The 14,913-nt window shown below is 70.0% G+C and carries 13 protein-coding genes; 2 read left to right on the top strand and 11 right to left on the bottom strand.

What is annotated here, in order from left to right; translation table 11 throughout:
• Positions 1-147: 147 nt before the first annotated feature.
• The gene (locus V6V89_RS38830) at positions 148-864 is read right to left on the bottom strand and encodes a VIT1/CCC1 transporter family protein (protein WP_334624683.1); all 717 of its coding nucleotides are present in this window, start codon (positions 862-864) and stop codon (positions 148-150) included.
• The gene (map, locus tag V6V89_RS38825; protein WP_334624682.1) at positions 861-1,718 is read right to left on the bottom strand and encodes a type I methionyl aminopeptidase; all 858 of its coding nucleotides are present in this window, start codon (positions 1,716-1,718) and stop codon (positions 861-863) included. The genes V6V89_RS38830 and map overlap by 4 nt, the downstream gene beginning before the upstream one ends.
• Positions 1,719-1,791: 73 nt before the next feature.
• Between map and V6V89_RS38820 the strand changes: the two genes are divergently transcribed.
• The gene (locus tag V6V89_RS38820; RefSeq protein ID WP_334624681.1) at positions 1,792-2,091 is read left to right on the top strand and encodes an STAS domain-containing protein; all 300 of its coding nucleotides are present in this window, start codon (positions 1,792-1,794) and stop codon (positions 2,089-2,091) included.
• Here the strand turns inward: V6V89_RS38820 and V6V89_RS38815 are convergent.
• The 4 genes from V6V89_RS38815 to V6V89_RS38800 form a co-directional block, all read right to left on the bottom strand.
• A complete protein-coding gene (locus V6V89_RS38815) occupies positions 2,078-5,644 on the bottom strand; it encodes a SpoIIE family protein phosphatase (RefSeq protein WP_334624680.1) in 3,567 nt (1,188 codons plus the stop codon). The two genes, V6V89_RS38820 and V6V89_RS38815, sit on opposite strands and share 14 nt — an antisense overlap.
• A gap of 61 nt (positions 5,645-5,705) precedes the next feature.
• Positions 5,706-6,422, bottom strand: coding sequence for a gamma-glutamyl-gamma-aminobutyrate hydrolase family protein (locus tag V6V89_RS38810; RefSeq protein ID WP_334624679.1), 717 nt, complete (start codon positions 6,420-6,422; stop codon positions 5,706-5,708).
• A 68-nt stretch (positions 6,423-6,490) separates the two neighbouring features.
• A complete protein-coding gene (locus V6V89_RS38805) occupies positions 6,491-7,324 on the bottom strand; it encodes a PAS domain-containing protein (RefSeq protein ID WP_334624678.1) in 834 nt (277 codons plus the stop codon).
• Between the two features lie 72 nt (positions 7,325-7,396).
• Positions 7,397-8,224 carry a TauD/TfdA family dioxygenase gene (locus V6V89_RS38800; protein ID WP_334624684.1) on the bottom strand — a complete coding sequence of 276 codons (828 nt, stop codon included), beginning with the start codon at positions 8,222-8,224 and terminating at the stop codon, positions 7,397-7,399.
• Positions 8,225-8,445: 221 nt separating this feature from the next.
• Between V6V89_RS38800 and V6V89_RS38795 the strand changes: the two genes are divergently transcribed.
• Positions 8,446-8,808 carry a RidA family protein gene (locus tag V6V89_RS38795; RefSeq protein ID WP_334624677.1) on the top strand — a complete coding sequence of 121 codons (363 nt, stop codon included), beginning with the start codon at positions 8,446-8,448 and terminating at the stop codon, positions 8,806-8,808.
• Here V6V89_RS38795 and V6V89_RS38790 read toward each other — a convergent pair whose 3' ends face one another.
• The 5 genes from V6V89_RS38790 to V6V89_RS38770 are packed head-to-tail and all read right to left on the bottom strand — an operon-like array spanning position 8,809 to position 14,618.
• Positions 8,809-9,573, bottom strand: a complete 765-nt coding sequence (locus tag V6V89_RS38790; RefSeq protein ID WP_334624676.1) for a 3-oxoacyl-ACP reductase — start codon at positions 9,571-9,573, stop codon at positions 8,809-8,811.
• 1 nt (position 9,574) lies between these two features.
• The gene (locus tag V6V89_RS38785; protein ID WP_442935303.1) at positions 9,575-10,930 is read right to left on the bottom strand and encodes an aldehyde dehydrogenase family protein; all 1,356 of its coding nucleotides are present in this window, start codon (positions 10,928-10,930) and stop codon (positions 9,575-9,577) included.
• 2 nt (positions 10,931-10,932) lie between these two features.
• On the bottom strand, positions 10,933-12,315 hold the full coding sequence (locus V6V89_RS38780) for a glutamine synthetase family protein (RefSeq protein WP_334624674.1): 1,383 nt from the start codon (positions 12,313-12,315) through the stop codon (positions 10,933-10,935).
• Positions 12,316-12,343: 28 nt separating this feature from the next.
• Positions 12,344-13,099 carry a FadR/GntR family transcriptional regulator gene (locus V6V89_RS38775; protein ID WP_334624673.1) on the bottom strand — a complete coding sequence of 252 codons (756 nt, stop codon included), beginning with the start codon at positions 13,097-13,099 and terminating at the stop codon, positions 12,344-12,346.
• A gap of 10 nt (positions 13,100-13,109) precedes the next feature.
• On the bottom strand, positions 13,110-14,618 hold the full coding sequence (locus tag V6V89_RS38770; protein WP_334624672.1) for an amino acid permease: 1,509 nt from the start codon (positions 14,616-14,618) through the stop codon (positions 13,110-13,112).
• Between the last annotated feature and the right edge of the window lie 295 nt (positions 14,619-14,913).

Genomic DNA, 14,913 nt, shown 5'->3' with positions numbered 1-14,913 from the left:
AGGGGCGCACGCGCAGGGGCGCACGCGCAGGGGCGCACGACGCGGGGCGCGCGCAGGGGCGCACGCGCAGGGGCGCACGCGCAGGGGCGCACGACGCGGGGCGCGCGCAAGGGCGCACGACGCGGGGCGCAGGCGGGGCCGGGACTGTTAGGGGGCGCCGTTTATGCCGATTAGGGCGCCTATCGCGTACGTTGCTGCTGCGGCTGCCGCGCCTAGGAGGAGTTGGCGGAGGCCGCTGCCCAGCCAGGAGCGGCTGGTGAAGCGGGCGACCAGGGCACCTGCCACGAACAGCCCCACGCCACCCACCGCCAGCGCGAGCCAGAGCTGGTCGAAGCCCAACAGATAGGTCAACAACGGCACCAGCGCCCCGACGGAGAAGCACAGAAACGACGAGCCGGCCGCGACCCAGGGGCTGGGCTGCTCTTCCGGGTCGACACCCAGTTCCTCGCGGGCGTGCACGCGCAGCGCCTCTTCGGGGTTGCGTTTGAGGATGTCGGCCACCTGCTCGGCGAGATCGCGAGGCAGCCCGCGCTTGGTCCAGAGGGAGACCAGCTCGCGCGCCTCCGCGTCGGGGAAGCGTTCGAGCTCGTGCCGTTCCTTGGCCACCTCGGCGGCCACCTGTTCGTTCTGGGTGCGCACGCTGGTGTACTCGCCGAGGCCCATCGAGATCGCCCCGGCGACCAGGCCAGCCACGCCGGTCAGCACGATGCTGCGCGGCGATACCCCGCCGCCGCCCACGCCCGCGATCAGCGCGATGTTGGTGACGAGGCCGTCCATCGCGCCGAACACCGCTGGACGCAGCCAGCCGCCGGAGACGTCGGCGTGGTGGTCAGGGTCGAGGGCCGCCGGTCTGTCGGCGGTCACGGAAGGGTGAGGATCTCGTGCCCGTCGTCGGTCACCGCGATGGTGTGCTCGAACTGGGCGGTCCACTTGCGGTCCTTGGTGACCACCGTCCAGCCGTCGCGCCACATCTCGTACTCGTGCGTGCCCAGCGTGATCATCGGCTCGATCGTGAACGTCATCCCCGGCTCCATGACCACGTCGAGCTGGGGGTCGTCGTAGTGCGGCACGTACAGGCCACTGTGGAACGCCTCGCCGATGCCGTGACCGGTGAAGTCGCGCACCACGCCGTACCCGAAGCGGCGCGCGTACGCCTCGATGACCCTGCCGACCGCGTTGAGCGGTCGTCCCGGCGCGACCGCGCGGATGCCGCGCATCATCGCCTCGTGCGTGCGCTCGACGAGCAGTTTGGCCTCTTCCGACACCTCACCGACGCAGAAGGTGGCGTCGGTGTCGCCGTGTACGCCGTTGATGAACGCGGTGACGTCGACGTTGATGATGTCACCGTCTTCGATCACGGTCGTGTCGGGGATGCCGTGGCAGATGACCTCGTTGAGGCTGGTGCAGCACGACTTCGGGAAGCCCTTGTAACCGAGGGTCGACGGGTAGGCGCCGTGGTCACAGAGGAACTCGTGCACGACCCTGTCGATCTCGTCGGTGGTGACGCCCGGCTTGCAGTGCTCACCAGCCAGCTGGGTGGCCTGCGCCGCCAGCCGGCCCGCGATACGCATCTTTTCGATCGTCTCGGGGGTCTGTACGTGCGATCCGCGCCACTCGCGGGGGCGTTTCTTGCCCACGTACTCGGGACGGGCGATCTGAGCGGGCACCTGGCGCCATGGCGATAGTTGGCCGGCCACCAGTGGAGCGCGGACGTTCATGGCATCCACCCTAGCGCCGCCCGACCGTACCCCGATGGTTGCCGCATGACAAGCGATGTGAAACGGTGAGTGCGTGGATCAGGAGTTCTCCACCCAGGTGAGCCAGGCGGGCGACCATGTCACCGTCCGGGTCACTGGCGAGGTGGACATGGCTACGGCCGACCTCATGTACAAGGCGGCGACCCCCGAGGGCGTCCGTGAGCTGACGCTCGACCTCCGCGAGGTCACGTTCTTCGACTCGGCCGGCATCCACGCCCTGATCCGGCTCACCAGCCGGTACCCGGACACGATGACCGTCGTCCCCTCGCACACGGTACGCCGGGTGCTCGACATCGCCGGCCTCGGCGAGCAGGCCTGGCTCAGCCGGCCCTGAACACCCGACGGATGGTGACCTCCGTGCCCTGATCCGTCCGGTCCACGGCCAGGTCGGCGAGCGCCCCGATCAGCACCAGCCCCCGGCCGCGGATTCCGGCGCTCACCGAGTCCCGCCACTGCCCGCTGTCTCGCACGACCGCAACGATCTCCGGCCCGTGGATCTCCGCACGCACCGCGATCTTCGACTCGGTCGGGTCGACCGGGTGCTCGATCGCGTTCGCCGCCGCCTCCGACACCGCCACCACGAGGTCGAACCGCTCGTCTTCCGGCACGTCGTGCGCGACGAGGAAAGCCTCCAGCCGGCGGCGCAGCACCGACAGCTTGGTCGGGTCGGTGGGCAGCACGAGCCCGAACCGGTCGATCTCGGTGGCCTCGACGGCCAGCAGCGCGATGTCGTCCCGCAGGGGTACGCCGGTGGCCTCGTCGAGCAGGGCGTCCAGCATGTCCTCGACGTGGTCGTAGGGGCGCGTCGCGCTGGCGCGCAGCCGGTCCAGGCCGGCGTCGATGCCGCCGCGCCGATCGTCGAGGGCGCCGTCGGTGTACAGCAGGACGCGCGCCCCCGGGTCCAGGTGGCCCTCCCGGGTGGGGAAGATCGCCTCCGGCATCGCGCCCACCGGCGGGCCCAGCGCCTCGTCGTGCAGGAACGCGACGGCACCGTCCGGGTCGATCCGCAGTGGCGGTGGATGCCCCGCGCTGGCGAGCCGCGTCCGCCCCGTGCGCGGGTTGAAGCGCAGGCATGCCGCCGTGGCGAAGACGCGCCGGCCAGTCGAACCCAGCAGGCGGTTGAGCCGGGTCAGCGCCGCGCCCGGGTCGAAGCCCTCCAGCACGTACGCCCGCAGCGCGTTGCGTATCTGGCCCATGACGGCCGCCGCCTGCACGCCCTTGCCGACGACGTCGCCGATCACCAGGACCAGCTCGCCGTCGCCGGCCAGGATCACGTCGTACCAGTCGCCGCCCACGTCCGCTTCGGCGCTGCCCGCGAGGTACCGGCTGGCGACCAACGCACCCGGCACCGCCGGCAGCGCCTGAGGCAGCAGGCTGTGCTGGAGCGTGGTGGCGATCCGGTGCTCCGCCTCGTAGAGCCGGGCGTTCTCCAGCCGCAGCCCGACCAGCCGGCCGAGCTGGGAAAGCAGTGCCCGCCCGGACTCGTCAGCCACCGGCGGCCACACCCGCAGTTCGCCGAACGTGGCACCGCCGCTGCCGACCAGGGGCACCGGAGACGACGGGGTGTCCGGTCCAGCACCGCCCGCGTCGACCTCGTGCCGAGTACCAGGAATGGATGCGACGACGCGGCCCGCGCCGACCATCCGCTGCCCGTGCTCGGCGGCGAGCCGAGCCACCTCGCTGGTCGACTGGGCCGCGCCGATCGCGACCGCGGCGTCGGCCAGCGCGCGGAGCTGGCGGATGAGCTGGCCGCGCAGCTGGCTCAGCTCCATTGTGGACCGCACCCGGGCCACGAGCTCCTGCGCCGCGAACGGCTTGACGAGGTAATCGTCCGCACCCGCGGCGAATGCCTCGACGGACGCCTGGTCGCCGGCCCGCGCGGAGAGCAGCACGATCGGCAGGTGCCGGGTCGCGGGGTCGGCGCGCAGGCGGGCGATCAGACCCAGGCCGTCCAGGCGGGGCATCATCACGTCCGCGAGCACAAGATCGAACGGCCGGTCCTGTACCGCGGCCAGCGCGGCCTCGCCGTCGGGCACGGCCGTCACTCTCCAGTACGGCGACAGCAGCCGGACCAGGTGGTCACGCAGGTCGGAGTTGTCGTCGGCGACCAGGATGTGGCCGCCTTCCCGCCCCGCTTCCCCGCTGTCGGTGCCGCTGGACCACCAGGTCACCTCGCCTGCGTACAGCGGCGCCACCTGCGGGTCGGAGTCGATGGCGCGGTGGATGATGCCGTCGGACGGCAGGTGGCCGGTGCCGAACGGCACGGTGACCGTAAACGTGCTGCCCACGCCCACCTCGCTCGACACGCCCACGGCACCGCCGTGCATGGTCACCAGTTCCCGCACCAGGGCGAGGCCGATGCCGGTGCCCTCGTGGCTGCGGGCGCGAGCGTCCACGGTGCGGTGGAAGCGCTCGAATAGCTTCGGCAGCTCGTCCGGCGGGATACCCACTCCGGTGTCGGTCACGGACAGCATGGCGGACCCGCGCTCCGCCCGTACCCGCACCACGACCTCGCCCGCGAAGGTGAACTTGACCGCGTTGGACAGCAGGTTGAGCAGCACCTTCTCCCAGGAGTCCCGGTCCACGTACACCGGGGCCGTCAGCGGCGGGCAGTCGACGACCAGGCGCAGTCCGGCGCGCTCGGTAGCGCCCCGAAAGGTGCTCGCCACCCGAGCGGTGAACGCGCTCAGGTCGGTCGGACGGTACGCCGCGCGGAGCCTGCCCGCCTCGATCGCCGCGAAGTCGAGCAGCGTGTTGACCAGCTTGAGCAGTCGCTGGCCATTGCGGTGGATGACCGCCGCCGGCTCCCGGTGACGGGTGGGCAGGTCGGCATCGGCGAGCAGGTCCTCCGCGGGACCGAGGATCAGCGTCAAGGGGGTGCGGAACTCGTGGCTCACGTTGGCGAAGAAGTCGGTCTTGGCTCGGTCGAGGGCGGCGAGTTGGGCGGCGCGCTTCCGCTCCTGCTCGTACGCCCGCAGGCTGGCGACGCCGCGCGACACCTGGTCGGCGAGCACGTCGAAGTAGTCGCGGTACGGCTGGTCGAGTGCGAGGTACCGGTTGACACCGAAGACGAGCGCGCCAACCGGCTGGCCACCGACCAGTACCGGCCGCACCAGCGCCCGCTCGGCGGCCGACGCGGGAGGGTCGAGGAGCAGGTCCGTCGTGGGCACGCTGTCCGCGAACGGATCCGGCATGACGGCTGGATTTTCCTGTACGCCGCAGACGCCGGCCAGGGCACCGTCGAGGTAGAAAAGCGCGAACGGCACGTCGGCGGGCTCGGTCAACAGCAGCCGGCATACCTCGGCGCCGAACTCCGTGCCACTCCGGTCGGTCAGGGGCGCCAATCCGGTACCCAGCGCGCCGAGCGTACGCAGCCGCCGCTCGCTCAGCACCCGCCCGGTTGTCTCGCTGACGATGCACAGCACCCCGCCGACCGAGGCGTCGTCAAGCCGGACCGGGTCGTACGAGATGTCGAAGTACGTCTCCTCCAGGAAGCCGCGCCGGCTGAGCCGGAACGGATGGTCCGTGCCCCAGAACGATTCGCCGGAGCACTCGACACCGGTGAGCAGCGGATCCAGCACGTCCCACAGCTCCGCCCAGTGCTCCCGGGCGGGGCGCCCGAGCGCGTGCGGGTGCTTGTCACCGATCGTGGGCCGGTACCCGTCGTTGTAGAAAGCGACCCGCTCGGGTCCCCAGAACATCACCGCCTGGGTGCGCGACGCGAGCAGCATGCTGACCGCGCTCTGTAGCGGGAGCGGCCAGTTGTCCGGACTGCCTACGGCAGCGGAGGACCAGTCGTAGGCCCGCATGAGCGCGCCCATCTCGCCCCCACGGTCGAAGGCGACGGCGAGTCCGGCCGGAACCGGCGCGGTACTCGCTGACCCCATACTGGCTCCCCCGGAAGATCGGCTCCTGGGCAGCTAGTACCCGATCGGGGGGCCTAAATAACTACCTCGCCGCCGACACCGTGCGGCGGGAGCGGGCCGCCTCGACCAACGCCTCGAAGAGCCGGAAGTCGGCCGTGTCTTCGGGGTGCCACTGGACGGCGACCGCGAAGGCCCGCCGCGGGTCTTCCACGATTTCGACCAGGTCGTCGCCAGTGGACCAACCGACAGGGTCGAGCCCGCCGACGTCGCGCACGCCCTGGTGGTGGAACGAGTTGACGACCAGCTCGTCGCCGAGGATCGCGTGGGCGCGAGAACCGGGCAGCAGCCGTACCCCGTGGTGCCCGAACTTGGGCCCGCTGGTCGGCCGGTGCCCGTCGTGGCCGAGCACGTCGGGAAGGTGCTGGTGCAGTTTGCCGCCGTACGCCACGGCCATCAGCTGCATGCCGCGGCAGATGCCCAGCAGGGGCAGGTCCATGTCGATGGCCGCGCGCAGGAGCAGCAGTTCGGCGGTGTCGCGCTTCGGGTTGACCTTGGTCGATGGGTGCGGCGCCTCGCCGAACAGGCCCGGGTCGACGTCGGAGCCGCCGGTGAACATGATGCCGTCGAGGCCCTCCAGGACGTCGATGTCAGGGGCGTCCGGCGTGATCAGTACGGCTCGACCGCCGCTCTCGTGCACGGCGTGCACGTACGAGAGCGGTAGCACCGCCGAGAAGGTGTCGTTGATGCCGAACTTCGCGTCCTCGGCGTACGTGGTCAGGCCAATGACTGGGCGCCTCATGACCCCCAACCTATCGCGCGCCGGGCGCGGGGCGACCCGAACGCCCTGGCGGGGGCCGTTCGGACGGCTCAGGGCACGGCGGTCGGCGGCCGCTGATCGGGTATCCGGAACACCTGCGCGCCCCAACCGCCAGGGGTGGCCACCAGCTTGGCGGCCAGGTCCTTCAACTCCGGCGAATCCGGTGAAAGCCGAGCGATGTCGATGTTGACGCAGAGGAACGCGACCAGCCCGAGGGTGCGGTCTTCCAGTGAGATCGTGGTCGCCTTGACCTCACGCCCGTTCTTCGGGTGGCGCAGCCGGTACGAGTGCCGGACACCGGCCCACCTGTTGGTCGCGTAGGCGCGAATCACGTCTTCGCCGAAACTGGATGCCTGGTCACCCTCTTTTCGATCGGTGATCGAATTCTTGATGACCGAAACCGAATGCAGCGGGTCGCGGGTGTCGTGCAGGACGAACTTGATCGGTACTCCGGCAAACGTGTCACCCAGGCCGGCGGTGATCTTTTGAAACTGCTGGAGCATGTGCTCGCGCTGGGCGACCAGCGATTGCGGCTCGACGAGCTGGCGAAGCTTCTTGCGGTATCGATTGCGTAGCTTGTCGAGCAGCAGGACGGCGCTCGCGGAGCGCTCCACGACGCCGCGATTGTGCTCGGCGAGATAGAGCAGGTCGATCGCCGCCCGCGGGTTGTAGTGGGCGAGCAACTCCTGGCACACCCGCTCGAACGACGGCATGTCGAGCCGCAGCAGGCCATTATTCCCGACCTTGATGGGATAGTCCGCCATTTCGACCAGGGCCTGCCCGTTCAGGGATACCTCTTTCGGCGACAGGGAACGGCCGACGAAATGGGTCACGAGCGCCGCCGCGCTCGCGCCGAGCACAGCGCTGACGATCTCGGTGATCACGAGTGGCCGTCCTTCCCGGGCCGCGCATCCCGGTCCTTACTTCGATGGTGGTCCACGCCCGCAACCCGCCGGTCAGGCATCGGCACCGGCTTCGCGGCGCACCAGCAGCACGCGAACCAGGCAGCGCCGCTGCCCCGCCGCGCGGTCGTCGGTGAACGCGCCGCGCTTGTGCAGCACGGCGTGGTCGTCGACCACCAACAGGTCGCCTTTGGCCAGGGTGAGCCGGTACTGGAGAGCCGGCCGCCCCAGCACCTCGTCGAGAGCGTCGAGCGCCGCCAGGTCGCCGGCGTCGAGCGGCACGCCCGTGATCGCCGGGGCCATCTCGACCCGCTGGCGGTTGCAGCGCACGCGCGGGCGAGCCCCGCCCACGTCGAAGATCGGTGCCCACATGACCGGCGCCTGACCGCTCTGCGCCACGTGCGACCGCTCGAACGCGTACGGCTGGCACAGGCGCTCGAACTCGCGCGGGTACTCCCGGCGAAGCACGTCGATGACCGCGTGCGTGCGGATCAGCGTCGACTCGCCACCTACGGGCGCCGCGCCGAGGCACAGCAGGCCGAACATGTCGACCTCGTGACCGTGCGGGCTCATCGCGCCGTCGTTGTGGATGTCGAGGCCGTCGGCGGACTTGGACGTGTAGACCCCGGGCCTATAGGTGCCGTCGGGCCGGAAGCGCGAGCTGCCCTCGTCGCGGACCAGCCAGCCCAGCGTCATCGCACCCTCGGGCCCCTGTGGCAGCGGGTCGCCGACCGACTTCAACAGCTCGGGCGCGAATACGCACGCCTGCTCTGGTGTCAGGTCGTCGACCGGCACGCCGCTCACCAGCGCGTATCCGGGAAAGCCGTCGACGCGCCGCATTATCTGAGCGGCGAGAGCATGATGATCATCGGTATAGGGCACTCGCCGGGAATCGTCGTCGGCACCGACCACATTCGCCTCCCCTTATCCGAATGGCTCACCCAGCGTAGGGAACACTTCGACTGATAGCAATTGACCGTCCGTCGACCCCATACAGCTGATAGCCTGACCGCGCTTAGTCTCGGGCCGGGAGAGGCGATCTTTTACAGAGTCATTCCCCGACAGAAGGTGCCGAATTGATCAGCGACATGATTCACAACGGCGTGGATTCGTTGCCCGCGCTCGGCCCGTACCGGCCCGTGGTAAACGCTGGCGGCCTGATTTTCGTCTCCGCGCAGACCGGAATCGACCCGCTCACGCTGGAACTGCCGGGCGGCGATTTCAAGACCGAGTGCCGGCAGGCGTTCGCAAACCTCCTGACGGCCGTACGAGCCGGTGGGGCGAGCGCGGCCGACATCGTCCGGATGACCGTCCTGTACACGGATCTGGCCGACTTCGACGCGGTCAACGACGTGTTCGCGGAGACATTCCCGCACAACCCTCCGGCGCGCACCGCCGCAGTGGTGCAGCTGCCGGGCGGCAAGCGGGTGGCGGTCGACGCGATCGCGGTCGCGCCGCAGCCCTAGCTAGAGCGGCGTCACGTACGCCCCGGTGACGCCTCCGTCCACAACGAACTGCGCCGCCGTCATGAACGACGCGTCGTCGCTGGCGAGGAACGCCACCGCCGCCGCGATCTCCTCCGGCTGGGCGAACCGGCCCATCGGCACGTGCACGAGGCGCCGGGCGGCCCGCTCCGGGTCCTTGGCGAACAGCTCGATCAGCAGCGGCGTCGCCACCGGCCCGGGGCAGAGCGCGTTGACCCGGATCCCCTCCCGGGCGAACTGCACACCCAGTTCCCGGGTCAGGGCCAGCACCCCGCCCTTGCTTGCCGTGTACGCGATCTGACTGGTCGCGGCGCCCATGAGGGCGACGAACGACGCGGTGTTGATGATCGATCCCTTGCCCTGCCGCTGCATGTGCGGGATCGCGTACTTGCAGCACAGGAAAACGCTCGTGGTGTTGACCTTGATGACCCGCTCCCAGGCCTCCAGCCCGGTCACCAGGATCGAGTCGTCGTCCGGCGGCGAGATGCCGGCGTTGTTGAAGGCGATGTCCACGCGCCCGTGCCGCTCGGCCACCCCGTCGAAGAGGTCGCGCACCGCAGCCTCGTCGGTGACGTCGCATTGGACGAATTCGCCGCCGACCTCGTCCGCGGCCGCCTTACCCGCGTCTTCGTTGACGTCGACGCAGACCGTGATCGCTCCCTCGGCGCTCAGCCGCCGCACCGTGGCCAGCCCGATGCCCGACCCGGCGCCGGTCACCACCGCGACCCGCCCCGCCAGCCTTTCCATGTCACTCCTCGGTTGCGATGAAGACGTTCTTGACGTCGGTGAAGGCGTGTAGGGCGTCCGGGCCCAGCTCGCGACCCAGGCCGGACTGCTTCATCCCGCCGAACGGGGTCCAGTAGCGCACGGAGGAGTTGGAGTTGACGCTCAGGTTGCCGGACTCCACGCCCCGGGCCGCCCGGATCGCCCGGCCCACGTCGCGCGTCCAGATCGAGCCGGACAGCCCGTACTCGGTGTCGTTGGCGAGCGCCAGCGCCTCCGCCTCGCCGTCGAACGCAAGCACCGACACCACCGGGCCGAAGACCTCCTCGCGCCAGTGGCGGTCGGCCGGCGAACCGGCGAGCAGCACCGTCGGGGCGTACCAGAATCCGTCACCCTCCGGGGCCGAGCCCCGGAACGCGACCTCGGCTTCGTCCACATAGGACGAGACAGTGGCACGCTGCCCGGCCGAGATGAGCGGGCCCATCTCGGCCGTGTCCAGCGCCGGATCCTCCACCCGGAACGCCTTGACCGCCGCCTCCAGCAGCTCAAGGAACTCCTCGTACACCGGCCGCTCCACCAGCAGCCGCGACCGCGCGCAGCAGTCCTGGCCGGCGTTGTCGAAGACCGCGGCCGGTGCCGCCGCGGCGGCCCTCTCCAGGTCGGCGTCAGCGAAGACGATGTTGGCGCTCTTGCCCCCCAGCTCGAGCGTCACCCGCTTCACCTGCTCCGCGCAGCCGGCCATGATGCGCTTGCCGACCGCGGTCGAACCCGTGAAACACACCTTCCGGACCGCGGGGTGGGTCACGAACCGCTCGCCCACCACGCTGCCCTTGCCCGGCACCACCGTGAAGACACCCTCCGGCAGCCCGGCCTCCAGGGCCAGCTCACCGAGGCGCAACGCGGTGAGCGGGGTCAGCTCGGCCGGCTTGAGCACCACCGTGTTTCCCGCCGCCAGCGCCGGGGCGAACCCCCACCCGGCGATCGGCATCGGAAAGTTCCACGGCACGATCACGCCGACGACGCCCAGCGGCTCGTGGAACGTCACGTCGAGCCCGCCTGCCACCGGAATCTGCCGGCCGGTCAGGCGCTCCGGCGCGCCAGCGTAGTAGTCGAGCACGTCGCGGACGTTGCCCGCCTCCCACCGCGCGTTGCCGATGGTGTGCCCCGCGTTGCGCACCTCGAGCCGCGCCAGCTCTTCGAGATGCGCGTCGACCACTGCGGCGAAACGCCGCAGCAGCCGGGCGCGGTCACCGGGCGAGACCTGCCGCCACGATTCGAACGCCCCCCTCGAACGCTCGATCGCCGCGTCGGCCTCCCCCACTGAGTACGACGGGACCGTGGCGACGGTTCGCCCGGTCGCTGGATTCTGTACATCGATCATGGTCATAGCCGTTCGAAACCCCGGAACATCTCCCAGTCGGTGACCGCGGCGTCGAACGCGGCCAACTCGACGCGGGCGTTGTTGGCGTAGTGCCCGACGACCTCGGCACCGAACGCCTCCCGCGCCACCGGCGAGGCCTCCCACAGCCCCAGCGCGTCGCGCAGGGTCGCCGGCACCCGGGACGCCTTCGCGTCGTCGTACGCGTTGCCGGCGTACGCGTCCTCCAGCTCCAGCTCGTTTTCGATGCCGTGCAGCGCGCCCGCCACCAGCGCGGCGATCGCCAGGTACGGGTTGACGTCCGCGCCTGGTACCCGATTCTCGACGCGGGTCGAGTGCTGGCCATGCCCCACGAGGCGCAGCGCGCAGGTGCGGTTGTCGGTGCCCCAGCGCACGGCCGTCGGTGCGAACGAACCTGGCTGGTAGCGCTTGTAGGAGTTGATGTGCGGCGCGTAGAAGAGGCTCATCTCGCGCATCGTGGCGAGCAACCCAGCTATCGCCCGCCGCCCGGTCACCGACAGGTGCGCTGCCTGCCCGCTCCCGGCCGCGTGGCCTGAACCGTCGCCATACATCGCACCGGCGCCGTCGGCGGTACGCAGCGAGAAGTGGATGTGACAGGAGTTGCCCTCGCGCTGGTTGGGCTTTGCCATGAAGGTGATCGACATGCCCTCCTGGGCGGCGATCTCCTTCGCGCCGTTCTTGTAGATCACATGGTTGTCGGCGCACGAGAGCGCGTCGGCGTACCGGAACGCGATCTCGTGTTGCCCGAGATTGCACTCGCCCTTGGCGCTCTCCGGGACGAGCCCGGCGCCCGCCATCTCGTTGCGGATCCGGCGCAGCAGCGGCTCGACCCGCGCGGTGCCGAGCAGCGAGTAGTCGACGTTGTAGAGGTTCGCCGGGTTGAGGTCGCGGTATCCGCGCCGCCAGGCGTCCTCGTACGAGTCGCGGTAGAGCACGAACTCCAGTTCGGTGCCGGCGTACGCGGTGAGGCCGTGGCCGGCGAGCCGGTCGAGCTGGCGGCGCAGGATCTGTCGCGGCGAGGCGACCACGTCCCTTTCATCGTCGAGCCACTTGAGGTCGGCGAGCAGCATCGCCGTGCCCGGCTGCCACGGGACCCGGCGGAGCGTGCCGAGGTCGGGCACCATCGCGAAGTCGCCGTAACCGCGCTCCCACGACGACATCTCGTATCCGTCGACCGTGTTCATGTCGACGTCGACGGCGAGCAGGTAGTTGCACCCCTCGCTGCCGTGCGGCACCACCTCGTTCAGGAAGAACGGGGCGTGGAACCGTTTGCCCTGCAGGCGCCCCTGCATGTCGACGAGAGCGAGGACGACCGTGTCGATCTCACCTGTGCCAACGGCCGCCCGCAGCTCGTCAACCGAGATCATGAGGCCACTCTCCCATAAGAAAGGTCTATTAGTAAACCAATAGGCCGCGCAGCAACTCCGCCGTACCGTCGCAGTGCTCCTCCATCGCGGCCCGCGCCCCACCCAGGTCGCCGGCGAGGATCGCGTCGACCACCTGCGCGTGCTGTGCGTCGGAGTGGTCCAGGTTGCGTTTGATGACCGGTATCGCCGCCAGCAGCTTGTCGAGCCGGAGCTGCACGTCCGCGACCGCCGCTGCCAACGACGGGCTGCCGCTCGCCGCCGCGATTGCCAGGTGCAGCCGCGAGTCGGACACCCGTCGCGTCGCCGGGTCACGGTCACGCGAGGCCGCAAGGCAGGTCACCAGGTGCTGGCGGTCGGTCGCCGGCATCGCCCGGCTGGCCGCCAGCCCCGCCGCCCCCGGCTCGACCACCCGCCGGAAATCGAGCGCGTCGTGCAGCGCGTCGCCCATCTCCCGGGCCAGCTGGCCGGCGTCGGGACGCGAGGCGCCCGCCGGGTGAGCGGGAATGGCCGACACCACGAACGTGCCGCCGGCCCGGCCGCGCCGGGACTCCAGGTACCCGGCCTCGCGCAGCGCCGCGATGGCCTCCCGCAGCGTCACCCGGCTGACCCGCAGCCTCTCGGCCAACTCGCGCTCCGCCGGCAGCCGCTCGCCGACACCGACCACACCGAGCTTGATCGCCTGTACCAGCCGCGCCACCGTGATCTCGAACGCGTTGCCGCCCCGGACCGGCCGCCACATCGCCATGGCGGCCGGATCGGTTTGGGCGTCGGCCACGATCGTCACAGCGCGAAATCTACTCGGTGCTCGTCGCCGCCGGCTCTTCCCGCTTCTCGGGCACTTCGGGCACGTTCTGCCGCGGGCCCGTGAACCACTTGCGGGCGCTCAGCATCCACCACACCCACGCGCCACCGAGTACCACCGCGACCGCCACGATCGTGTAGTTGAACGTGGACGCCGTGATGGGAGAGGTTGTCGGCAGCACGAACAGCACGCAGATGATGCCGACCCACACGATCGCGGCCCAGCCCACGAGCGCGCTCCACTTGCCCAGGTTCCACGGCCCGGGCTGGAAGTCCGGGCTGCGGCGGCGCAGGAACACCGGCGTCACGTACGCGATGTAGAGGCCGATGACGGCGATCGACGTCGCGGCGAGGTAGGCGGTGGTGTTCCACAGCGACGGCAGCACCAGCAACGTCGAGCAGGTGACGCAGAGCCAGATCGAGTTCGTCGGCGTACCGGTGCGCGGGTTGACCTGGCGCCAGATCCGCGAGCCGGGCAGCGCGCCGTCACGGCTGAACGCGAACGCCATCCGGGAGTTGGCTGTCACCGACGCCATGCCGCAGAAGAACTGCGCCACCACGCAGATGAACAGCAGGAACGTGCCCAGGTTGTCGCCGGCCGCGTCGATGAAGATCTGCGCGGGCGGCAGGCCCAGGTCGGTCGTACGCTGCGCCTCGTAGTCCTGGATCGACCAGGTGATCGCGACCAGCAGCAAGAACCCGGCGATCACCGACACGACGACCGACATCACGATCCCGCGCGGCGCCGCCTTGGCCGCGTCATGCGTCTCCTCGGCCACGTGCGCGCTCGCGTCATACCCGGTGTACGTGTATTGCGCCATGAGCAGACCAATGAAAACCGCGTAGACGCTCGCCCCGGCGAAGCTGAAGCCGGTGGCGTTCCTGACCTCGAAGAACACCTCGGAGATCGGCTTGTGCTGGTCGGGCACGATCGCCAGCACGCCCACGATCACCGCGACGCCGACCAGATGCCACCAGGCGCTCACGTCGGAAAGCACCCGCACAAGGTTGACGCCGAACGTGTTGAGCAGGCCGTGCGCGACGATGATGACGAGGAAGATCAGGAACGTCCGGCCGGCCGTGACCTCCATGTCGAAGGTGAGGCTGAGAAAGGCGGACGTCGTGATGGCGGCACCGAAGTCGATGGCCGCCGTGACCGCCACCTCGCCGAGGAAGTTGAACCAGCCGACGAACCACGCCCAGGCCGCGCGATTTCGCTTGGCGAGGGCAGCGGCCCACCAGTACAGGGCACCCGCAGTTGGGTATACCGAGCAGATCTCGGCCATGGCCAGCGCCACCAGGATGACCATGAGGCCGACAAAGAGCCAGCCCAGCGTGATGGACAGCGGGCCACCGGCCGTCATGGCGATGCCGTACGAAGTGATCGCGCCGGCGAGGATGGAAATGATCGAGAAGGACACGGCGAAGTTGGAGAAGCCCGACAACTTGCGGTGCAGTTCCTGCTTGTAGCCGAGTTGGGCGAGGCGTTCCTCGTCAGTCATTGCGCTCATCGTGCCGCCTTTCGTGCGCCACTCGTGGCCACGACAGACCACACCCCCTCCTGTGACCTGGGCCACCTCCTGCCCGACATCGTGACGCCGCCAGACTCTCAGGTCAATGGATCACTGAGCCTTTATTCCGCTGTTTACATACCTTTATCGCGCACTCTCCCTTCTCCCTCCGCGCCACACCCGGCACCCCTCCCGCGCCCCCGCCCGCCGCACCGCACCCCCGCCCGCCGCACCGCACCCCCGCCCGCCGCACCGCACCCCCGCCCGCCGCGCCGCACCCCCGCCC

Origin of the sequence: Micromonospora sp. CPCC 206061, from assembly GCF_036906915.1 — a bacterium.
Lineage (GTDB): Bacteria > Actinomycetota > Actinomycetes > Mycobacteriales > Micromonosporaceae > Phytohabitans.
The sequence above is the reverse complement of the archived record's forward strand: the minus strand, read 5'-3'. Positions and strand labels throughout refer to the sequence as shown.